This is a genomic window from Alcaligenes sp. Me129, assembly GCF_050487245.1.
Lineage (GTDB): Bacteria > Pseudomonadota > Gammaproteobacteria > Burkholderiales > Burkholderiaceae_B > Alcaligenes > Alcaligenes phenolicus.
Map to the genome: position 1 here is coordinate 1 of NZ_JBKQGX010000014.1, position 20,489 is coordinate 20,489.

Below are 20,489 nucleotides of genomic sequence, written 5' to 3' on the forward strand. Positions count from 1 at the left end.
CAACAACAACAACAACAACAACAACAACAACAACAACAACAACAACAACAACAACAACAACAACAACAACAACAACACTTCACTTAGTTCTTCATCACACAGTTCACCTAAGCAAGCTGATAGCGCACCTAGGCCAGCTCACAGATCAAGCCTTGCTGCTGCAACAGCTCAACCAAAGGCTGTACATCCCACGATGACTTCCAGGCAATCACGATGCGCTCGCCTGGCACCCAGGACTGGCACAGGGGTGCCCAGAAATCACGATTCAACAAGGTGTCTTGCAAGACCACCCCCGCCTGATCCAAGGCCATCAAACGGGCATCACGACGTGCCTTCTCCAAAATCGCAGGCAAAATCAGTGGCAGGTACAAGACCCAATCTGCCTGGTTCAATTTGCGCAAGGCGCGCAGCGTCAGCAAGTCCACTGCCTCCAAGTCGGCGATAGGCAAAATGGTGACCTGAATATGCTGCTGAGGGGTTTCTGTCCTCAAGGCAGCATCAAAGGCTGCCAGCGCTTCCGTAGCCTTGCCTTGCGCCAGGAGATCGGGGATAGGACTATCTAGTACGTAATCAAAGAAATGACGACGGGTATGTACCTCGGGGAAAGCCTGTTTGATATCGGCTCGGCGGCGAGCCAGCAAACCGGCCAAGTCCCCTACTGACTCAGGCAGCTCGCTTTCTATCCACTCCCGAACACGCCGCGCCAGTACAGGAGCTGAACCTGCAGAGGAGACCGCAATCATCAAGGGCGAACGGTCGACCATAGCAGGGACTTGTACGGTAGACAGATGCCCATCGTCGACCACATTACAGGGCAGACGCAAGGCGTCGGCTGCCTGAGCCACGATGCGATTTATCTCGCGCCGTCCAGTTGCTGCAACAACCAGCCAGGCCTCGTGGATATGCTCGGCAACAAAGGAGGTAAACAAGCTGCTTAAAGCACCCGCCTGAGCACTGGCCCTCAACCAGGAGGTTTGCTCCGGTGCGACGACGGTGACTCGCGCGCCTGCACGCAGCAAGAGCCGAACTTTACGCTCCGCAACCGTCCCGCCACCTACGACGACAACCGCCTTACCGGTCAGATTGAAGAACAAGGGAAACACATTCATTGCACGACATCCTTAAGGCGCCAGCAGACACTGGCGCCCGGTTCACACTTACTTCAGGCTGGAAAAGTAGGCAGCCAGTTCATTCACCATTTCCGGGCTGAGAGGCTCGGCCATGGGGCTCATGATGGGATCGTTGCGCTCTCGCGATTTGAACTGCTGTAGCTGCTTGACCAGATACTCCACCTTCTGCCCTGCCAGGTTGGGATACATACCCTCCGTGCTGACACCTTCCAGCCCATGGCAGGACGCGCACAAAGGCAGCATGGACGATGCCTGGGCCGATAGTTGCGACTGCCCATGCGAGCCTTGTAAACCCACTGGTTTGTCCGCTGCCAAAGCGACACTGGAACCCAAGAGGCCCACAAGAGCCATACCCATAAAAAGCTTTTTCATGACGTTCCTTTGCTTAGAATTTTTGGGTTTCAGGCTGACCAATGGTGAGCCAACGGGTACGGGCACGCGAGAAAATGCCCGATGGGCTTTCCATCTTGTGTTCAGCTACCAGCTCCAGACTGCGGCTGTCGTAAATCTTCAAGCGATCCCCCCAGTAACCCGAACTGACGTAGAGGTAATCGCCCGTGCGGTTGTAGTTGGGGAAGAAGGCATGACCACCCACGTCCAAAGTCTTCACCACGGACAAGGTGTTTTTATCGATCAGCTGAATCCAGGAAGCGCGCTTGTCCTTGTCGATAATGTCCACCGCCACATACGGGGCATTAGGATGGGCGGCGGGGGATTCGGTGGCTCCGGCAACGGGAATCTGCTTCACCACAGAGAAGTCTTTGACATCCCAGGCAGTAACCACAGAGCCTAACTTGCAGGTGCCCATATTGGTGCCGAAGGCCAGCATGCGGCCGTTCACTTCCGTGACAGCACCCGAGCCTGCGTGGGGCTGACAGCCAGCCGGAATGTCACGTACCACCTTGTCGTCCTTCAGGTCGATGGCCACGTACTTGTTGTCGTCGTAAGAAGCCACCATGGAATAGCGACCATCCGGCGTCAGGAAGGTGTCGTGCAACATGCGGCCGACCTTGGCCAGTTTGGTGACCGGCATATCCGGCTTGTCTGGATCAATAATCCAGATCTGCCCGGCTTGGCGCAGTGTCAATGCAAACTTGTTATTGATACGACTACCAATAATCGGACCACCGGCGGATTTGATGAAATTGCCGTCCGGGTCCTCGCCCTCCAGAGCGATATATTTCACTGGTTCCAGGGTGTCGGCCTTCAGGATAACCATGCTGTTGGGTACGAAGGAACTCAGTGCCAGCCACTTGCCATCTTTGGATAAGGCAATACCCGTACCAGTCAGCCCCACCTTGGCCTGACGAACAATCTGCAAGGTGTACAAGTCGATTTTGTAGACGTGGCCATCATCACTTTTCAGGTATCCCCAGCGCTCGTTGCTGGGGCTGAATTCCATGATGTGTGGCGCGCCAACCGTGGCAATTTCACCCACCTTCTGGTTGTTCTTGCCATTGATGAAAACAGCACGAGCCTGATTGGAACCATCGCCCCGCCCATAACGCCCGCGGGCCATGATGACCATCAAGTCGTAGACGGAATCGATCTCGTAATTGGGTTTGCCGGGCAAGGTGGATTCGTCTACCAGCACTTTCACGCTGGCACGTATCTGATCCATATCCCAAGTGCGTTCCACCACGGGCTCGTTCTTGATCATCTTGGCCAACGCGCGAATGTCCTCGTCGGGCAAGCGTCCGACAAAAGGTGGCATCAAGGTATCCGGAATCCCGGTCATGATGGTGCCGCGCAAGGCAATCTCACTTTGAACCAGGCGATCACTGTGCAGGCCCGGAGCGATATACCCTCCCCGGTCGGCTGCGTGACACACCGCACAGTTTTGCTGAAACAAGTTGTCTACCCGAACTTGCTCTTCCGTCGGGGCCGCCAAAGCCGCGCTGACGGTGGTAGACAGGAAGGCCAGGGTCATCATTTTTCTATACATTCCATTACCTCCAACAATTGCCTTGCTAAAGGGCAAGACCAAACAAACTATAACGATTGTTATTTTTTACTGAGAAGGTATGGATACGGATTAAATAATGGGGATGGTTTTTTTTATATCGTAATTACGAGATATTAAATACTCTTACCTAGATAAAAACATCCATGACAAGGAGCCAGTTGGCAGATCAAGAAGCCGGATAAATTTATCACGAACGAATATTCATTTTGACCTAACTCAAGTTAAAACTAGAGGCTGCTGCCTATAGTGGCCCGGCCTGGCTCGCCCTTGATGGTTTTGATTATTTTTCCGGTCCCGCCATGTTTTCTTTACCGATTACGCTTTCCCATACTCATAGCCCACCGTATAAACGACAAATTGCACGTCAAATCGAAACCCTGATCTGTTCGGGACGTCTGCAAGAAGGCAATCGCCTGCCTTCAATCAACCGAATGGCGTCTCTGCTGCAGGTTTCCAAAAATACGATCATGGGTGCCTATGACTTGCTGATCGACTCCAATCTGATTCATAGCGAACCTAGCCGGGGATTCTTTGTGGCTACACCTACCCGCAATGGTCGCAGTCGCCTGGCACCGGATTTTGTGCTGGAGACGGCCCACTGTTCACGCAGCCCGCGTACCAGCACGGCACAGGCCAGCGGTGTGCATGTGCCTGCTGCCAGCGTGCCCGTTCGTTTTGATTTCAAGATTGGACGCCCCTCGGTCCATGCTTTTCCGCTGCGACAGTTCATTTATTTGTCCAACCAGTTGCTGCGTTACGCAGGCTCTGCCATGGCAGACTATCCACCGCCTGAAGGTCTATGGGGTTTGCGGCTGCAAATTGCGGATTATCTGGCGGCCAGCAAGGGCATATTGGCTGACCCGGAGCACATCATCATCACTGCAGGAACACAGGAGTCCTTGAGTCTGATCGCAGCTCATTTCCTGGACGAAAAAAGCTGTGCGGTGCATGAGTCGCCCGGCTACAACGGCTTCAGACATTTGCTGGCGCGGCACCGCGCACAAAGTATTCCCGTGCCTGTGGACCAGCACGGCTTGCGCACAGACACACTGCCCGACAAGGCTGTTCAGTTGGCTTTCGTCACGCCCTCCCATCAGTACCCTTTGGGGCACACCTTGACGGTAAGTCGCAGACAGGAGCTACTGGCTTGGGCCAGTACCAGTGGCGCTTTGATTATTGAGGACGATTACGACGGGGACTTCTGTTATGGCCCGGCCTTGCCCGCGCCACTCAAGGCCATGAGCCCCGGGCAGGTGATTTATCTGGGTTCGTTTTCCAAAACCTTGGGCCCTGGTTTGCGCTTGGGCTATATGGTCTGTCCTCCCCACCTGAGCCAGGATTTTATTGCTCGCAAGGCCTTGCTCAACAACGGGTCACCTTGGCTAACACAAGCCGTGTTGGCACGTTTTTTTGATGAGTATGACTATCCACGGCACCTGCAATACCTGCGCCGCCGTTATCTGGAGCAACGCAATACGCTGTTGCAGGGACTGAAAAAAGTGTGGGGAAATGCGGGCGTGGTCAGCGGACACAATGCTGGCATGCATCTGGCTTTTCGCCTGCCACAACAAAGCCCAAATGCCCACCACGTTGCCGCTGCGGCACTGCGCCATGGCATACGGCTCTACCCTTTGGCACAGGCCGCCAGCCAGGAAACAGACAGCACGAATCCACGCCATCTGCTGTTTGGCTATGCGAATCTGGAATGCAGGGAATTGCAGCAAGCAATGCAGCATCTAGCCCTGATACAGCCCAGGCTGAACCATGGCTAGATGTGCGAAGAGCTTAGGACTGGGCCAGCGCCTGATCAAAGTCCGAGGTCAGGTCGATAATCTCTTCGATACCTACGGAGATACGCAGCTGATTGTCGGCAATGCCCATCAGAGCGCGCTGCTCAGGGCCCATCTCGTAGTAGATGGTGTGGGCCACGGGCAGCACCAGACTGCGGTTGTCACCCAAGTGCGTAGCCAGTACAAAGACTTTCAGGCGATTCAGGAAGTCGAAGATTTCAATGCCCTCTTCCAGCACTACGCTCATCAGGCCACCGAAGCGATTGCCGAACAATTGAGCCGTACGCTCGTGCTGCGGGTGATCTTCCAGGCCGGGATACTGCACGTGCTTGACCTTGGGATGCGCCTTCAAATGGCGCGCCAAGGCCAGGGCGTTGGAACAGATACGCTCCATACGCAAAGGCAGGGTTTCCGAACCGACAGCCAGGCGGTGAGCCACGTCAGACGACAAGGTGCCGCCCATATCGCGCAAGCCCTTTTTCCGAATCTGTACCAAACCCCAATTCTGCGTATTGCCCGTGCGGTAGACCTCGGCAATATTGGGGTAGGTCGTCCAGTCAAACAGGCCGGTATCCGTCACCATGCCACCCAGGGCATTACCGTGACCACCAATGTGTTTGGACAGGGAATTGACCACCAGAGAGGCCTTGAACTCACGGCCGGGCGACAGGTAAGGCGAGGACAAGGTGGCATCGACCACATACAACAGCCCCTCGTCCTGACACCATTGCCCCACCCCTTGCAGATCAGCTACCTGTGTACCGGGATTGGCGATGGTCTCAACAAAGACCATGCGGGTATTGGGCTGCCGTGCGGCTTGCACTTGGGCCAGATCGGTTGCATCCACCAGCGTGGTTTGTACACCCAGGTCGCGCAAAGTCCCCAGCAAGCTATTGGTATTACCGAACAGGAATTTGCTGGCAATCAGATGATCGCCCTGGCGCAGCAAGGTAAACAAGGTTGCTGTCAGCGCCGCCATACCTGTGGCAAAACTGACGCTGCCTATGCCTTTTTCCATGCGTGTAATCTTGGCTTCCAACGCCGCCGTGGTGGGCGTACCTTGACGGGAATAGGTAAAGCCGGACTTGCCCTGAAAGACCGCAGCCAGCTCACGCGCATCCTGAAAACCGAACTCGGTCGATGGGTGCAATGGCTGATGGATAGCGCCATGCTGCGTGCCCAAGCGACGGTCAGAGTGCAAGGTAGAGGTAATAAAGCCGTTTTCTTCCATGATCGTTTCCAAGCCCATAATGCGTGTACACACCGTCAGCGCCGATTGGGTTTTGCCCGGCTGACGGCCAATTACCTATTATCTGGTGAAGCGGCGGATGAAACCCGCCGTTTTTTATACAAATAAGTAATTAAGCAAGTAACAAGACTTAAAAGAAATTAAGACTGGCTACGTTGACGCAAGGTTTCGTACAAGCAAACCGCACTGGCGACGCTAACGTTCAGGCTTTCTACTGCGCCCATCATGGGGATGGAAACCAGCTCGTCGCAGGTTTCACGAGTCAGACGGCGCATGCCCTCGCCCTCGGCACCCATTACCCAGGCCATGGGACGGCGGGCATCGACCTGGTGGAAGGTATGCGTGGCCTGGTCGCTGGTGCCAACCAACCAGACATCACGCTCGCGCAGCATACGCATGGTACGGGCCAGGTTCGTTACCGTAATGTAAGGCGTAGACTCTGCACCGCCGCAAGCCACGCGTGATACGGTGGCATTCAGACCCACAGCGCGGTCACGAGGCGCAATTACGGCGTGGGCACCTGCCGCATTGGCGCTACGCAAGCAGGCTCCCAGATTATGGGGGTCTGTCACTCCATCCAGAATCAACAGAAAAGGAACCTGCCCGGCCTCTTCCAGATCGTCCAGCAATTCATTGACATCGACAGCCAGTTCTTGCTCCAGAGCCAGTGCCACCACGCCCTGATGGCGCGTGCCTTTGGCCAGACCATCCAGACGTTCGACCGGCACAGCCATGACTTTCAAGCCAGCCTGTTCTACCTGTTCGATAAAAGCCAGCATCCGTTTATCGCGCCGGGTCTGATCCACATAGACCTCGCGCACCGAAGCGGCGCTAAAACGAACTCGGGCAATAACGGCATGAAAACCGGCCAAAACCTGCTGAGGCATAACAATCCTTGGGGGAAATAAGAGCAAATAAAGAAAGCCGGGCAAAAAGCCCGGCTTGGCATTGTACGCCTATCGACGGCGTCCTCTAGGGCTACGCGTGGATTTCGCAGACTTGGCTGCCTTCTCCGCACTGCGCTTTTCATCCCGCTCAGCCTGTTTTTGCGAAGCACGTCGTTGGGATGCCGTGGTGCCCTTCAAGGCCAGCGGTTTGGTTGGGGCCGCTTTCTTGATGGGACGCTCGGATGGATCAACCCCTTCAGCTGCTGCCTTCACCGCCTTGTAGCCCACGCCTTTAACCAGACGGAACTCAATACGGCGCGCTTCCAGATCAACACGCGCAACCTGGACTTGCACCGCGTCGGTCAGGCGATAACGCAGACCGGTGCGCTCACCACGCAACTCGTTCGAAGTTTCGTTGTACTGGAAATAATCCGCACCCAGCTCGGAAACATGGACCAGACCTTCCACATACAAGGTATCCAGCGTCACAAACAGACCGAAGCTGGTCACGCCGCTGATCTTGCCGGAGTACTCCTCACCCACGTGCTCTTTAACAAACCAGCACTTGAGCCAGGCTTCCACATCTTTGGAAGCCTCATCAGCACGACGCTCGCGCGCTGACAACAAGGCACCCAATTTTTCCCAACGTGCAAAGTCACGCTTGCTGGCTGGCAAGGCGGCATCGCCCGGATCCTCGTCGATAGCCGGAATGTAGCGCTCGCCCTTCAAAATACCCTTGATGACACGGTGCACCAGCAAATCCGGGTAACGTCTAATCGGCGAGGTGAAGTGCGCGTATTGCGAATAGGCCAGACCGAAGTGCCCCGTTTTTTCCGGACTGTAGATAGCCTGCTGCATGGAACGCAAACACATGGTCTGAATGACGGCGAAGTCAGAACGGCCACGGGCTGCAGCCACGACTTTGGCGTAATCAGCAGAAGTAGGCTCGTCGCCTCCTTCCAGGGTCAGACCCAAGCTACGCAAATACTCACGCAAGGCTTCCAGCTTGGGCGGCGTTGGGCCTTCGTGTACACGGTACAAACCGTTGCGACGGCTGCGGGCAATAAAGTCGGCAGCACAGGTATTGGCTGCCAACATGCACTCTTCAATCAGCTTGTGCGCGTCGTTACGGACCAAGGGCTCAATACGTTCGATACGACCCAAGGGGTTGCACACAATCTTGGTTTCAACCGTATCGAAATCAATCGCACCACGGGCGGTACGGCGCTCGGCCAGCAAGCGGTACAGAGAGTACAGGTTCTGCACAGGCTCCAGCACATGCTGAATCTGGGTGGCCGCCGGGCCAGTGGGCTGCTGCAAGGCGCTCCAGATATCGGAATACGTCGTGCGCGCATGTGAATGAATGACCGCTTCATAAAACTGGTAGGCCGACACAGTGCCGGATTTGGCACCATCGGCCAACACGACCATATCGCACACCATGACCAGACGGTCTACCGACGGGTTCAGAGAACAAATCCCGTTGGACAGGCTTTCTGGCAGCATGGGGATCACGCGGCGCGGGAAATACACACTGGTGCCACGCTCCAGAGCGTCTTCATCCAGGGCATCGCCAGAGCGCACGTAATGGCTGACGTCGGCAATCGCAACCAGCAAACGCCATGCCCAGCGCGAGCGCTTGCCCGTGCCAATATCAACGCGTTCGCAGTACACCGCGTCATCAAAGTCTCGTGCGTCTTCACCGTCAATCGTGATGAAAGGCACATCGCGCAAATCTACGCGGCCTTTGTATTCCGATGGTTTGACCTTGGCGGGAATGCGCGCAGCCTGCTTGAGCGCCTTCTCGGAAAAATCGACCGGCACTTCAAACTTGCGCACGGCAATCTCGATTTCCATGCCGGGATCGTCAATTTCCCCCAGCACTTCAATCACACGCCCCAAAGGCTGACGATGGCGCTCGGGCTGCTGAGTGATCTCTACCGTCACAACCTGACCGGGCTCGGCCTCGCCCTGGTCTCCGTTGGGAATCAGGATGTCGTGCTTGATGCGTTGATCTTCGGGCACCACGATAAACGTGCCACGCTCGCGCAGGAAACGGCCCACCAGCTTGCTGGTGTGGCGCGCAGTAACTTCGACAATCGAGGCATCTGGCTTACCGCGATATTCACCGACGATACGCACCATAACGTGGTCGCCGTGCAACACTTTGGCCATTTCTCGAGGCGACAAGAACAGATCGGGCTGCCCATCGTCACGCTGCAAGAAACCAAAGCCGTCGCGATGGCCCAACACTTTGCCGGCGATAAAACCAGTTTGGTTATTTTTGCGAATTTTGCCTTCGGGGGAGATCAGCAGCTGACCATCGCGCTCCATTGCGCGCACACGCCGCTCGAAACCCACCGTAATTTCTTTGCCCAGGCCCAGCTTTTTCGCCAGAGCCTGCATGGTCAGGCCGTCTGCATCTTCGCGCAGCCCCGCCAGGATCACTTCCCGCGTCGGGGTATCCGGGTCGAAGTCAGGCGGCAACTCATAACGGCCCGTTGATTGAATACGGTCCTCAGTACTGTCTTGATATTTTTTATTCAAAAGGACACTTCCATTATTAATAAAGTATGCCTATAATCCTTTTTCTTTGCTGCTCACGCAGTAAAGTCGTTAAAGGCTTTTGGCACAGCCATAAGCATACAACGATATGCCCAGGTGGCGGAATTGGTAGACGCGCATGGTTCAGGTCCATGTGCCTTCGGGTGTGGAGGTTCGAGTCCTCTTCTGGGCACCAAAATTCCGAAAGGCCGATCATTTCTCAATGGTCGGCCTTTTTTATTTTGTTGCTCCATAAATTTATTATCCTTCAGCATCAATCCGATTACGTCTGACTGTGGCAGAAAACGAGCAGCAATACGACCCCCTTCTTTTTTAAACACAGCCATTTCCACATAAAGAATCACTACCGCATGATCGGCTGCTTTCTTTACAGGCCTGTGAATACCCCTTGAAGCAAGCACCTGGGGAGCCAAGGCAACACACTCAAAGCAAAACACCGCCTGCCCTGCTTTGTACAACCATAAAAAAACCGACTGTGTTTCTACAGTCGGTTTTCAGTCTCAGGATGCAGTAGGTTTAACCGCCGCAGCCACCGCAACATGCACCATCTTCACCATGCGCAGGTTTGGCGATTTGATAGCCGGCCCGCTCGACGGCAGCATGCAGATCTTCCAGCGAGACCTGGGTTTCATCAAAACGAACCGACGCCTTTGCGTTTTCGAACGAGGCATCTGCCGCTTGTACGCCTTCAATAGCCGCCAAGGCAATAGCCACTTTATCGGCGCATTCAGGGTGTCGCAAACCCGCCAGTTTCAGCATTCCAACTTGCATTTTTTATCCCTTTAACATGAGGTGAGGCAGTTGATGAAATCGCCACCGCCCATAAAGATATATATTAAATACATCTTATAGATACGGCAAGGTGCCAGGACAAGAACGATGCGCCAGCCTGGAGGCAGACACAAAAAAACCGGCTTGCCCGCTGACCACAGGCAAACCGGTCTGAAAACGGTTTTCTGAACAGGCTCCTTTGCTTGTTAGCAGTGCCTGCCCTCCCTTGAACGACCCTGACTTACCTCATACCCAGCTTGCGACTGGCTGCCAGCAAGGCCACGATACTCAACGCCGCGGCCAGAATCAGGTAGTAACTGGGCGCCACCGGAGAGCCGGTCAGTGAAATCAGACCCGTGGCAATCACAGGTGCAAAACCACCAAAGACAGTGACGCCGATGTTGTAGCTCAAGGACATGCCTGTAACACGGGTACGTACTGGAAAGACATCAGCCATCAATCCGGCCAAGGGGGCGAAGTACACGGCTTTGAGCAAAGCCATCAAACCTACAACCAGAATCAGCGCCGTTTGGGTCGCCTCGCGGTTCAACCACATGAAGGACGGGAAGATCGCAATCGCATACAGCACGGCAGCGGTGAGCATGATCTTGATCCGACCAACTTTACCCGCGACATAACCTACCAACGGCGTAGCAACAGTCAGAATCAAGCCTGCGGTGAGTGTTGCCAAAAATCCGGCCGATTGCGGAACACGCAGGGTAGTCGCTGCATACGATGGCATATAAGTAATCAGGTAGTTGGAGGCGGTAGACAAAATCAAGGTGCCCAAAGCAATCAACAGCAAAACCTTTTGTGAACTCAGTACCTCTCGCACTGGCTGACCGCCAGGTTCACTTTCTTTGAAATCCGGGGACTCATCCACCGTTTTGCGGATCCAGTATCCTACCGGCCCCAGCAACAAGCCGAAGAAAAAGGGAACACGCCACCCCCAATCCAGCATTTGCTGTTCGCTTAAGGTAGAAGTCAACACATAACCGAACAAAGAAGCCAGCACGACACCAAAGCCCTGACTGGCAAACTGCAGACTGGCCACAAATGCGCGAGAGCGTTCTGGAGCATGCTCCATCATGAATGCAGTAGAACTGCCAAATTCGCCCCCCGCCGAAAAGCCCTGAATAAAACGGGCAATCAAAATACCGATAGGCGCAATGAGTCCGAGCGTTTCATAACCAGGCATGACCGCAATCATGAACGTGCCCAATAACATCAAGAGGATGGACAGGGACAAGGCTTTCTTGCGTCCGTGTCTGTCCGCATAGGAGCCAATAACCGCGGCTCCAATGGGCCGAATCAGAAATGAAATCCCGAATGTGGCAAAAGCCAGAACCAAAGAGACGGTAGGGTCTGAGCTCGGAAAAAAAACACGACCAATGGTCAGTGCAAAGTAGGCATATACAGCAAGATCAAACCACTCCAAGGTATTCCCCACCACGGACGCGGCGACCGGCTTCCAAAACGAACGCGGTAAAGGCCCCACCGCTTTCTTGGTCTGCTCCATCTTTTATCTCCTCCTGCCCCCGGTGTTTCCGAAGGCAATGCGCCGTTACTTCTGAACGACGTCTGTTTTTTTTTAAGTGTTCTTGTTCAATTCGCCCAGTTCCCAGAAAACGCTGGTCATGATGTCCAGTCCCTCTTGGATAATGGGAGTCAGCATGTGCTCATTGGGAGCGTGCTGAGAGCAGCCGGGGTAGGAGTGTGGCACCCAGATCGTGGGCAGACCCAGTACATCGGCAAAAATATCGTTGGGTACAGTTCCTGCCAAATTCGGGATCACGGCAATTTTCTGATCCGTCACTTTGCTGATCGCATCCTTGATCAAGGCGATCCACTTATTGCCCAGATCCAGCCTGGTGGCAGGCATGATCTGGCCCATATGAATACGCACCTGCTCGAAGCCATGCGCATCAAGGTGCTGGCGCAAAGTGCTTTCCAAGTCATCTGTCTGCGTTCCCAGCACAAAACGCAAATTGCAAAAAGCCTGAGCACGAGGCGGGATAGCATTGATTGGTTTTTGCGGATTCCCGGCATCCAGTGCCAGCACTTCCAAGGTGTTCCAGCCGAACAGACGTTCGCCGTAGCTAAGGCCCGGTTCGCCCCAATGCGCATTTAAGGCCAGCCCCAAGGTATGCTGACCAATCTCCAAATCTGCAATGGCAGCCAGCACGTCCTCCGGTATGGGGCCTGGCGTCAGTTCGCGACACAACAGTTGTCCTTGAGGCCCCACCAGACAGGCCAGAGCATTGGCCAGCACCACCGCGGGGTTTTCCATCACCCCGCCCCAATTGCCCGAGTGCAGCCCCCCTTCACGCGAAATCACCTCCAGCGAGAACAGCACAGTGCCACGCGAGCCCAAGAACAAGGTCGGCTGATTGGCGTTCAAGCGCGGGCCGTCCGAGGCCAGAAACAGATCAGCCGACAAGCTCTGTGCATGTTGCTCGCAAAACTCGCGCAAACCGATCGAGCCTCGCTCTTCACCCGTCTCAAAGATGGCTTTGAGGTTGAAACCCAAACGCCCATCGCGAGCTTGAATGACCTGTTCCAGCGCGGCCAGATTAATGCTGTGTTGGCCTTTATTGTCCGCCGTCCCCCGGCCGTACCAACGCTCCCCTTCGATCTTCAATTCCCAAGGCGCCAGGCCTTCACGCCATTGATGGTCATGTCCGGGCACCACGTCGCCATGCCCATAGGTCAGAATCGTGGGTAGCTCATCGGATTCATGTCGGTGAGCCAGAAGGATGGGGCCTGCCCCTTTGGGATTGGCCAGGATACGGACCTCAAACCCCAGTTTGACCAAGGAAGGGCCCAGCTCCTGATCCAGGTAGAGCTGCAATTGATCCGCTTTCTCCGCAGTCTGGCTGTCACTTTGAATCGCCACACGACGGCGCAAGTCCTGCTCGAAACCGCCCTCCTCAAAATAGGCGCGCACCCTGGACAAGGCTTTACTTTTTCCCATTTTTGTCTCGTTGTCTTATTGGTAGGAAAGAGGACTATAGAATCCGTCTTACCTTCTGTATATTTCTATCTTTAGAATAGAATGAGCTAATTTTTAGAACTCAAAACACAAAGCCCAGACCCGAGACAAACAAGCAAAGCCATGGATTACAAATACTTTCTGGCCGTGATGAAAACAGGCTCACTGGCGGCAGCCAGCGCAAGGCTGCATATTGCCCCTAGTGCAATCAGCCGCCAAATCAGCTTGCTGGAGGAGTCCATTGGGGTGGCGCTGTTTGAGCGCAGGCGACGAGGAATGGTACTGACTGCAGCAGGTCAGGCCCTGGCCGAACACGCCTTGCGCGTGCGGCTGGAAGAAGAAGCCATCGTGCAAAGTCTGCGTCAAAACGACTATGCCCAGGCCCATTTAATTCGGGTGGCAGCCACCGAGGGGTTAGCCCGCTACTTTTTACCCATGGTCATGGCAGAGTTTTCCAACCGAACACCATTGGCACGGTTTGTATTGAAAGTGAGCTCGCCCAATGATTGTGTGGATATGGTTCGAAACGGAGAGGTTGATATAGGGGCTATTTTCAGCACCGCCCCGGTACCCGATGTGGAAGTGAACTACTCCTGCCGCTCACCCATTTTTGCCGTCATGCAAGCACAACACCCTTTAGCCACGGCAAGCAAGCTGTCCTTGAACGAACTACAACCCTATCCCATCGTGATGCCCGGCGAGGAGCTTACCCAAAAGCAACTCTTTAACCACGTTTGCCAGATGGAAAAGCTGGTCTTTAACGAAGTCTTTACCTGCAATTACTCGGGGGTGTTACACGAGTTCGTCAGACGCACCAATGCCATTGCCTTGGGCGCATCGATCAGCCATCGCAGCAGCCTGGACCATGGGTTGAAAATTGTTCCCGTACTCGATTCCCGCCTGGATAGAGACCTGCAGATTTTAAGCATGGCCAAGCGGGTCTTGCCACAAAGCGTCAGTGACTTTTTAAAGGCCTTGATTCAGGATCTGAAGGCCGCTTGAAATCAAGGCAAATTCTCCCTGAACACCACAATGCTGTTCATGGGCTTGAGCTTCAAGCCCGACTCTCCCCCCTCCGCCATGTGCCGGGCTGCCGTCAACATGCGCACACAGTTCAGGATCGACTGCTGCGGGTCCTGCATGATGATGGCATCCAAGGTGCCATCGATCAGCAAGGCACGCACATCAGAGGTCAGCCCATGGCCGACAAAGATAATTTTCTTGTCTCGTCGTGCCTCTTTCAACGCCCGCGCCACTCCTTCAGGGGCGCCGCCAATATTGTAGATACCCAGCAAATCCGCATGCTGCTCGAGCAACAGCCGCGTCTGCCGGTAATTGCTTTCTGCATCGTCATGCCCTTCGCGCAAGCCAATCACCCGATCTGCCCAACCTTTTTCCTGCATTAGCTGCAAGAAACCGGACTCACGATCACAGTGGGCGCGGTAGCACAGACTGCCTGCAATCAAGGCGAAGCTGCCCGACTGCCCGCCCCCAAGACGGCTAAGTAGATAGGCTGCCAGACGGCCGGTTGCCACATTGTCCAAGCCTACGTAGCCAAAGCGCGTCGAGGCCGACAAATCGGAAATCAAAGTCACTACCGGAATACCATCGTGAACCAAGGTATCGACCGCTTCGCGCACCACCGGATGCTCCAGCGCCATAAATACCACGCCATCGGTGCGGCCGCGCAAGCCCAGCAGCGCCTGGGCCAGGGACTCGTGATCAAAGCCGTTAAAGACTTCGGTATGGCAATCCACATTGAAAGGCTGCAACTGCGTCTGTGAGTAGTCGATGGCATCCCCAAACATATGGATCACGCGATTGCTGCCGGCAGGCAATAAAAACGTGATGCGCATGGGCTTGAGGCAACGGTCTGCGCTGAACTCGGCATCGCTGATGTAGTTCAGTTTGCGGGCCGCTTTAAGCACATGCTGGACCGTGCCGGGACGCACGCCGGGACGCCGGTTCAAGACCCGGTCCACCGTAGCGGTAGAGACGCCCGCCAAACGGGCAATATCGCTGATTTTAGGGATTTTATTAATCAATCAAAAACCATCATTGGATTGGCTGGACAGGCTTTAAGTGGCTTCTATACCATACAAAAAGGCTAGTGCAACAGCACAGCAAAAAACATCATAAAAACATGTAAACCATAGGGAGACAAGGCCTGCAGCATTCGGGAGTCAGCACGCTCTGATTCTGTTTGATGACGTAGGTTCCACCCGTCCAGCCATGACTTATACCTTTGACTTTTCCAGCGTGCTGCTTCAGTGGCCGCAACTGCTGCAAGGGGCCTGGATGACAATCAAATTGTCCGTTCCGGCTACCGTGCTCGGTTTTATCGCCGGCACTTTTCTGGCCATTGGTCGTCGCAGTTCATCCCGCCTGATTGCCCGCCTTTGCGGTTTCTACGTGGAGATCATTCGCAATACGCCGCTGCTGGTACAGATCTTCCTGGTCTTTTTCGGTTTGGCCACCCTGGGCTGGAAAGTCAGTGCCTTTGGCGCAGCTCTGGCCGCTTTGGTCATCAATGTAGCGGCATATACCTGCGAGATCATGCGCGCCGGCATGGACTCCATTCACAAAGGACAGCTGGAAGCCGCCGAATGCCTGGGTCTGACTCGTGCCCAAACCTATTGGCATGTCATTTTGCTGCCTGCGCTGGAGCGTGTGTACCCGTCCTTGTGCAGCCAGTATGTGTTGCTGATGCTGGCATCCTCGGTGACCTCGCAGATTTCAGTGGAGGAGCTGACGGCCATGGCCAACCATATTCAGGCCGAGACCTTCCGCCCTTTCGAGGCCTACATTCTGGTTGCCGTCCTGTACCTGGCCCTGTCCTTGCTGATGCGACTGGTCCTGTGGCTAAGCGGACAGCTGGTTTTTTCTCGTCAGCGTGCGCTGCGCGGCCGGAGTTAAGCCATGTTCACAAGCGGATTCAATGCCAATCACCTGAACTTCCTGTTGGAAGGCGCTTTGTGGACGGTCATACTGTCGCTGATTTCCTTTATTGGAGGTGGGTTAGGCGGTGCCCTGGTAGCCCTGGCCCGTATCAGCACATGGCGCCCCCTGCGCTATCTGGCCATTGCTTACATTCAGATCATTCAAGGCACTCCCTTGCTGGTGATTCTGTTCCTGTCCTATTTCGGACTCAGCATCATGGGACTGACCCTGCCGCCACTGGTAGCAGCCGGGCTGTCCATGACGATTTACGTCAGTGCCTACCTGGGTGAAATCTGGCGCGGGAGCATCCAGTCCGTGGCCCGAACCCAATGGGAAGCCGCTGAATGTCTGGCCCTATCCCGCTGGCAACGACTGTATCTGGTGATTCTGCCCCAGGCTGTGCGCATTGCCACGCCGCCCACCGTCGGTTTCATGGTGCAAATTATCAAGAACACTTCGCTGGCATCCATTGTGGGCTTTGTGGAGTTGGTACGAGCCGGCCAATTGATCAATAACTCGATCTTCCAGCCCTTCCTGATCTACGTGCTGATTGCAGCCCTGTATTTCGCCCTGTGCTATCCCTTGTCGGCCTGGAGCCGCCGCCTGGAGATGCGCCTGCATTTTGCTCATCGCCCAGTGCAGAAATAAGTTCGGATCGCCAAGGAGTTTTTATGTCTATCGTTGTTGAACTCAAAGACGTCTACAAAAGTTTTGGCAGCAATGCCGTCCTGAATGGCGTGTCCTTTGCCATTCCCAAAGGTCAGGTAACCGCCATTATCGGACGCAGCGGGTCAGGCAAAAGTACCGCCCTGCGCTGCATAGACCGGCTGGAGATCATTGATCGCGGCCAGATCGAAGTGTGCGGCCATCAAGTCCACGACCCGGATGCCTGCCTGCGCTCGCTACGGACCGATGTTGGCATCGTCTTCCAGAGCTACAACCTGTTCCCGCATTTAACAGTAGAACGCAACATCATGCTGGCTCCGCAAGTCGTTCGTGGCCGCAGCCGTGAGGAGGCTCGCGCCATTTGCCGACGCACCCTGGAGCAAGTGGGGCTGTCCGACAAGGCCCAGGCCTATCCGGAACAGTTATCAGGTGGTCAGCAACAGCGCGTTGCCATCGCCCGCTCCCTGGCCATGGAACCCAAAGTCATGCTGTTTGACGAGGTGACCTCTGCGCTGGACCCGCAACTGACCGGCGAAGTTTTGCGTGTCATTGAAAGCCTGGCGGCCGATGGCATGACCATGGTCCTGGTCACACACGAAATGGAGTTTGCTGCCCGCGTAGCCGATGTGGTGATTTTCATGCACCAGGGGCGTGTCTGGGAAACCGGCCCCGGCGACATGCTGCGCAATCCCCAAACCCCGGAGCTGCAAGCCTTTCTGGCTCACGGTCTGTAAAGATTCTTCCCTAGCACCATAACAATATCCTGACGGAGACTGCACCATGACACTCTCGACCCTCCTGCGTGCCACCATCCTGGCCCTGGGCCTGACTGGCTTGTCCGCCGCTGCCAGCGCCAATGCGCTGGACGACATCAAGGCCTCCAAAAAGATCCGCGTCGGTATCGACCTGGGCGCACCCTTTTATGGCTATATCGACGACAAAATGCAGGCTGTAGGCTCGGATGTGGAAGCCGCCCGCTTGCTGGCCCAGGATCTGGGCGTAGAACTGGAAATCGTGCAGACCACCAACTCCGCCCGCATTCCCAATCTGCTGTCCAACAAGGCCGATTTGATTATCTCTTCACTGTCGATTACGCCTGAACGTGCCAAGGCCGTGGACTTTTCCATTCCCTACGGTGCTATTCAAGCAGCCGTTGGCGCTCCCAAAGATGTGGACATCAAGGGCATGGAAGATCTGGTAGGCAAGCGTGTCGCCGTAACCCGTGGCGGCCCTCAGGACAAGCTCATCAGTGAGCGGGCACCACAAGCCAATCTGGTGCGCTTTGATGATGAGGCTGCCTCGATTACCGCCGCTGCCAGCGGTCAGACCGACATTGTGGCGATCACGCCACCCATTATCAAAGCCATTGCCGACCGCAATCCCTCGCGCCCCTTCGAGGTCAAGTTCGTGATCGAGTCCTACAAGCTGGGCATTGCCATGCGCCAGAACGAGCCTGAACTGAAAGGCTGGGTGGACGAATGGATCAAGACCAATCTGCAGAACGGTAAGCTCAATGAAATCCATCTGAAATATGCCGGTGTGCCTATCCCCGACGAAATCGTCCAGGGCGCTGGCCAATAATTCTTAGCCGGGCCACAAGCCCGGCCTCTCTCCCTATTGATAACCCTCCGACGGCAGCGCTCCAAGTCTGCCGCGGGACTGGCTGCGCCTTCGCTCAGCTGATTTACCCCTTCAGGAATTATGTATGAGTACCTTATTTGGTGAAATCCGCCAGCTTGGCTATGTGGTGCGTGATATCGAAGCCGCCATGGACTACTGGAGTCGCCAACTGGGTGTAGGCCCCTGGTACTACAACCCCAAAGTCGGCATCAAGAATTACCAGTACCGAGGCGAATCCTACGAGCCGCATAACTCGGTCGCCCTGGCCAATTCCGGTTTTGTGCAAGTAGAACTGATTCAATGCCGCAACGATGTTCCTTCGATGTACCGGGACTTTCTGCAAGCCGGCCAGCTGGGTTTGCAACACGTCGCCTACTGGACAGAAAACTACGATGCGGACCTGCAACGCGCGCTGGACCATGGCTTGAACGTTGTCATGAGCGGCGAGGTTGGCGAGCGCGGCCGTTTTTGCTATTTCGATACCGAGTTTCATCCCGGTGCCGTCATTGAGCTATCCGAGGTGGCGGGCCCCAAAGGCAAGATGTTCTCCATGATCCGTGCCGCCTCCGAGAACTGGGACGGCCAGGACCCCGTACGTCCCTTCCCTGATCTGAGCACGCTATAGGTCGTACATAGCATGAGCACTGACACTTTTCTGGCCCGTTACCTGATCGAAACTCCCCTGCCGCCCGAGCAGGTTGCCGAGGTAATCGCTGGCGAACAGTCCTGCGGCACATTTACCCGTGTTGCAGGGGAAACCGAAGAGCTGCGCAAGCGTGCACGAGCGACAGTCGAACGCGTGCAACGGCTGGAGAGCGTCGCGCAGCCCAGCTTATCCAATAGCTTGCTGGAACGAAGGGGCATCTCTGGACCCTATCAGCGAGCCTTGGTCGATATACGGTTTCCTATCGCCAACATCGGCGCCAATCTACCCACACTGGCTGCATGCGTTACAGGCAACCTGTTTGATCTGGGCGAGGTAACGGGCCTGCGGTTGGAAGCGCTGGAGTTGCCCGCTTCCTATCGCCGCCAGTTCGAGATGCCTGCTGTTGGTATCGACGGCACCCGCTCCCGTACCGGCGTTGTCCGCAACGCCATGGTTGGCACCATCATCAAACCCAGCGTGGGCTTGCGTACTGACGACGTGGTACAGCTGGTGCGAACCTTGTGCAATGCCGGAGTAGATTTCATCAAGGACGATGAAGTCTGCGCTGACCCGACCCACTCGCCTTTGCATGAGCGCATTCCCGCTGTCATGGAAGTGATCCGCGCTCATGAAGAGCGCAGCGGCAAGCATGTAATGTTTGCTTTCAACATTACCGACGAAACCGATGCCATGAAACGCCACGCCGATCTGGTCGAGCGCGAAGGCGGCAGTTGCGTCATGGTCAGCCAGAACTGGGTAGGCTATTCCGCGCTGCAAACTCTGCGCCGTCATACCGGCCTGGCCTTGCATGCACATCGCAATGGCTACGGAGCCTTGTCGCGTCACCCTTTGCTGGGAATTTCTGTCAGTGCCTATCAAACCCTGTGGCGTCTGGCCGGAGCAGACCATATTCACGTACACGGACTGCAGGGGAAATTTGCACAAGCCGATCAGGAAGTGCGTGAAGCCATTGGGCATTGTCTGCATCGTCTGGACGACCAGCACGATGATCGCGTCCTTCCCGTGGTGTCTTCCGGACAATGGGCGGGAACTGTGGAAGCAACTTGGCAGGCGGCAAACAGTACTAATGTGCTGTTCATGGCAGGTGGCGGCATTCTGGCTCACCCGGCCGGAGCGCATGCAGGAGTGCTGAGTCTGCAACAGGCCTGGCAAGCAGCAGATCAGGGAATCAGCGTGCAAGAACAGGCCAGAACCTGCAATGAGCTGGCCCAGGCGCTGGAGTTTTTTGGCCCGAAAATGGCCTGAC

18 protein-coding genes and 1 tRNA gene are annotated in these 20,489 nt (G+C 55.4%); 9 read left to right on the forward strand and 10 right to left on the reverse strand.

The annotated features are described in order from the left end of the window. Positions 1-128 precede the first annotated feature (128 nt). The 3 genes from ACLPGZ_RS14135 to ACLPGZ_RS14145 are packed head-to-tail and all read right to left on the reverse strand — an operon-like array spanning position 129 to position 3,075. On the reverse strand, positions 129-1,109 hold the full coding sequence (locus ACLPGZ_RS14135; protein WP_009461227.1) for a precorrin-2 dehydrogenase/sirohydrochlorin ferrochelatase family protein: 981 nt from the start codon (positions 1,107-1,109) through the stop codon (positions 129-131). Between the two features lie 48 nt (positions 1,110-1,157). After that, a complete protein-coding gene (locus ACLPGZ_RS14140) occupies positions 1,158-1,502 on the reverse strand; it encodes a c-type cytochrome (RefSeq protein ID WP_026483439.1) in 345 nt (114 codons plus the stop codon). 13 nt (positions 1,503-1,515) lie between these two features. Then, positions 1,516-3,075 (reverse strand): nitrite reductase, encoded by a 1,560-nt coding sequence (locus tag ACLPGZ_RS14145; protein ID WP_226348352.1) that lies wholly within the window; start codon positions 3,073-3,075, stop codon positions 1,516-1,518. 320 nt (positions 3,076-3,395) lie between these two features. Between ACLPGZ_RS14145 and pdxR the strand changes: the two genes are divergently transcribed. Continuing rightward, positions 3,396-4,868, forward strand: a complete 1,473-nt coding sequence (pdxR, locus tag ACLPGZ_RS14150) for a MocR-like pyridoxine biosynthesis transcription factor PdxR (protein WP_239054410.1) — start codon at positions 3,396-3,398, stop codon at positions 4,866-4,868. A gap of 13 nt (positions 4,869-4,881) precedes the next feature. Here pdxR and ACLPGZ_RS14155 read toward each other — a convergent pair whose 3' ends face one another. From ACLPGZ_RS14155 to rnr, 3 genes are all read right to left on the reverse strand, one after another. Further along, positions 4,882-6,117 (reverse strand): cystathionine gamma-synthase family protein, encoded by a 1,236-nt coding sequence (locus ACLPGZ_RS14155; RefSeq protein ID WP_035272377.1) that lies wholly within the window; start codon positions 6,115-6,117, stop codon positions 4,882-4,884. 158 nt (positions 6,118-6,275) lie between these two features. Then, complete coding sequence (rlmB, locus tag ACLPGZ_RS14160) at positions 6,276-7,022, reverse strand: 23S rRNA (guanosine(2251)-2'-O)-methyltransferase RlmB (RefSeq protein WP_035272375.1); 747 nt, start codon at positions 7,020-7,022, stop codon at positions 6,276-6,278. 69 nt (positions 7,023-7,091) lie between these two features. Continuing rightward, entirely contained in the window at positions 7,092-9,569 is a 2,478-nt protein-coding gene (gene rnr / locus ACLPGZ_RS14165) for a ribonuclease R (RefSeq protein WP_239054411.1), read from the reverse strand. 108 nt (positions 9,570-9,677) lie between these two features. On the opposite strand from rnr, the gene ACLPGZ_RS14170 reads away from it, so the two are divergent. Beyond that, positions 9,678-9,762: transfer RNA gene (locus tag ACLPGZ_RS14170), tRNA-Leu, on the forward strand. Positions 9,763-10,103: 341 nt separating this feature from the next. Here ACLPGZ_RS14170 and ACLPGZ_RS14175 read toward each other — a convergent pair. The 3 genes from ACLPGZ_RS14175 to ACLPGZ_RS14185 all read right to left on the reverse strand — a co-directional run bounded on the left by ACLPGZ_RS14175 (position 10,104) and on the right by ACLPGZ_RS14185 (position 13,332). Further along, on the reverse strand, positions 10,104-10,358 hold the full coding sequence (locus ACLPGZ_RS14175; protein WP_031231948.1) for a heavy-metal-associated domain-containing protein: 255 nt from the start codon (positions 10,356-10,358) through the stop codon (positions 10,104-10,106). 241 nt (positions 10,359-10,599) lie between these two features. Beyond that, a complete protein-coding gene (locus ACLPGZ_RS14180) occupies positions 10,600-11,877 on the reverse strand; it encodes an MFS transporter (RefSeq protein ID WP_226348355.1) in 1,278 nt (425 codons plus the stop codon). A 72-nt stretch (positions 11,878-11,949) separates the two neighbouring features. Beyond that, positions 11,950-13,332: a M20 family metallopeptidase gene (locus tag ACLPGZ_RS14185; RefSeq protein ID WP_239054412.1), complete on the reverse strand. Its 1,383-nt coding sequence runs from the start codon at positions 13,330-13,332 to the stop codon at positions 11,950-11,952. A gap of 141 nt (positions 13,333-13,473) precedes the next feature. On the opposite strand from ACLPGZ_RS14185, the gene ACLPGZ_RS14190 reads away from it, so the two are divergent. Continuing rightward, entirely contained in the window at positions 13,474-14,352 is an 879-nt protein-coding gene (locus ACLPGZ_RS14190; protein ID WP_035272370.1) for a LysR family transcriptional regulator, read from the forward strand. Positions 14,353-14,354: 2 nt separating this feature from the next. On the opposite strand, the gene ACLPGZ_RS14195 is transcribed toward ACLPGZ_RS14190, so the two are convergent. Beyond that, positions 14,355-15,395 carry a LacI family DNA-binding transcriptional regulator gene (locus ACLPGZ_RS14195; RefSeq protein WP_239054413.1) on the reverse strand — a complete coding sequence of 347 codons (1,041 nt, stop codon included), beginning with the start codon at positions 15,393-15,395 and terminating at the stop codon, positions 14,355-14,357. 187 nt (positions 15,396-15,582) lie between these two features. On the opposite strand from ACLPGZ_RS14195, the gene ACLPGZ_RS14200 reads away from it, so the two are divergent. The 6 genes from ACLPGZ_RS14200 (at position 15,583) to ACLPGZ_RS14225 (ending at position 20,488) form a co-directional block, all read left to right on the forward strand. After that, positions 15,583-16,266, forward strand: coding sequence for an amino acid ABC transporter permease (locus ACLPGZ_RS14200; protein ID WP_035272365.1), 684 nt, complete (start codon positions 15,583-15,585; stop codon positions 16,264-16,266). A 3-nt stretch (positions 16,267-16,269) separates the two neighbouring features. Next, a complete protein-coding gene (locus ACLPGZ_RS14205) occupies positions 16,270-16,938 on the forward strand; it encodes an amino acid ABC transporter permease (RefSeq protein WP_239054414.1) in 669 nt (222 codons plus the stop codon). 23 nt (positions 16,939-16,961) lie between these two features. Further along, positions 16,962-17,690 (forward strand): amino acid ABC transporter ATP-binding protein, encoded by a 729-nt coding sequence (locus ACLPGZ_RS14210; RefSeq protein ID WP_429641577.1) that lies wholly within the window; start codon positions 16,962-16,964, stop codon positions 17,688-17,690. A gap of 46 nt (positions 17,691-17,736) precedes the next feature. Next, entirely contained in the window at positions 17,737-18,537 is an 801-nt protein-coding gene (locus ACLPGZ_RS14215; RefSeq protein WP_226348358.1) for a transporter substrate-binding domain-containing protein, read from the forward strand. Positions 18,538-18,661: 124 nt separating this feature from the next. Next, the gene (locus ACLPGZ_RS14220; RefSeq protein WP_060185219.1) at positions 18,662-19,201 is read left to right on the forward strand and encodes a VOC family protein; all 540 of its coding nucleotides are present in this window, start codon (positions 18,662-18,664) and stop codon (positions 19,199-19,201) included. Positions 19,202-19,213: 12 nt separating this feature from the next. After that, positions 19,214-20,488 carry a RuBisCO large subunit C-terminal-like domain-containing protein gene (locus ACLPGZ_RS14225; RefSeq protein WP_239054416.1) on the forward strand — a complete coding sequence of 425 codons (1,275 nt, stop codon included), beginning with the start codon at positions 19,214-19,216 and terminating at the stop codon, positions 20,486-20,488. The last annotated feature ends 1 nt before the right edge of the window (position 20,489 follow it).

Coding starts and splice junctions, on each gene's coding strand:
- ACLPGZ_RS14135 (WP_009461227.1), bottom strand. CDS start 1,109: ATGAATGTGTTTCCCTTGTTCTTCAATCTGACCGGTAAGGCGGTTGTC.
- ACLPGZ_RS14140 (WP_026483439.1), bottom strand. CDS start 1,502: ATGAAAAAGCTTTTTATGGGTATGGCTCTTGTGGGCCTCTTGGGTTCC.
- ACLPGZ_RS14145 (WP_226348352.1), bottom strand. CDS start 3,075: ATGTATAGAAAAATGATGACCCTGGCCTTCCTGTCTACCACCGTCAGC.
- pdxR (WP_239054410.1), top strand. CDS start 3,396: ATGTTTTCTTTACCGATTACGCTTTCCCATACTCATAGCCCACCGTAT.
- ACLPGZ_RS14155 (WP_035272377.1), bottom strand. CDS start 6,117: ATGGAAGAAAACGGCTTTATTACCTCTACCTTGCACTCTGACCGTCGC.
- rlmB (WP_035272375.1), bottom strand. CDS start 7,022: ATGCCTCAGCAGGTTTTGGCCGGTTTTCATGCCGTTATTGCCCGAGTT.
- ACLPGZ_RS14175 (WP_031231948.1), bottom strand. CDS start 10,358: ATGCAAGTTGGAATGCTGAAACTGGCGGGTTTGCGACACCCTGAATGC.
- ACLPGZ_RS14180 (WP_226348355.1), bottom strand. CDS start 11,877: ATGGAGCAGACCAAGAAAGCGGTGGGGCCTTTACCGCGTTCGTTTTGG.
- ACLPGZ_RS14185 (WP_239054412.1), bottom strand. CDS start 13,332: ATGGGAAAAAGTAAAGCCTTGTCCAGGGTGCGCGCCTATTTTGAGGAG.
- ACLPGZ_RS14190 (WP_035272370.1), top strand. CDS start 13,474: ATGGATTACAAATACTTTCTGGCCGTGATGAAAACAGGCTCACTGGCG.
- ACLPGZ_RS14200 (WP_035272365.1), top strand. CDS start 15,583: ATGACTTATACCTTTGACTTTTCCAGCGTGCTGCTTCAGTGGCCGCAA.
- ACLPGZ_RS14205 (WP_239054414.1), top strand. CDS start 16,270: ATGTTCACAAGCGGATTCAATGCCAATCACCTGAACTTCCTGTTGGAA.
- ACLPGZ_RS14210 (WP_429641577.1), top strand. CDS start 16,962: ATGTCTATCGTTGTTGAACTCAAAGACGTCTACAAAAGTTTTGGCAGC.
- ACLPGZ_RS14215 (WP_226348358.1), top strand. CDS start 17,737: ATGACACTCTCGACCCTCCTGCGTGCCACCATCCTGGCCCTGGGCCTG.
- ACLPGZ_RS14220 (WP_060185219.1), top strand. CDS start 18,662: ATGAGTACCTTATTTGGTGAAATCCGCCAGCTTGGCTATGTGGTGCGT.
- ACLPGZ_RS14225 (WP_239054416.1), top strand. CDS start 19,214: ATGAGCACTGACACTTTTCTGGCCCGTTACCTGATCGAAACTCCCCTG.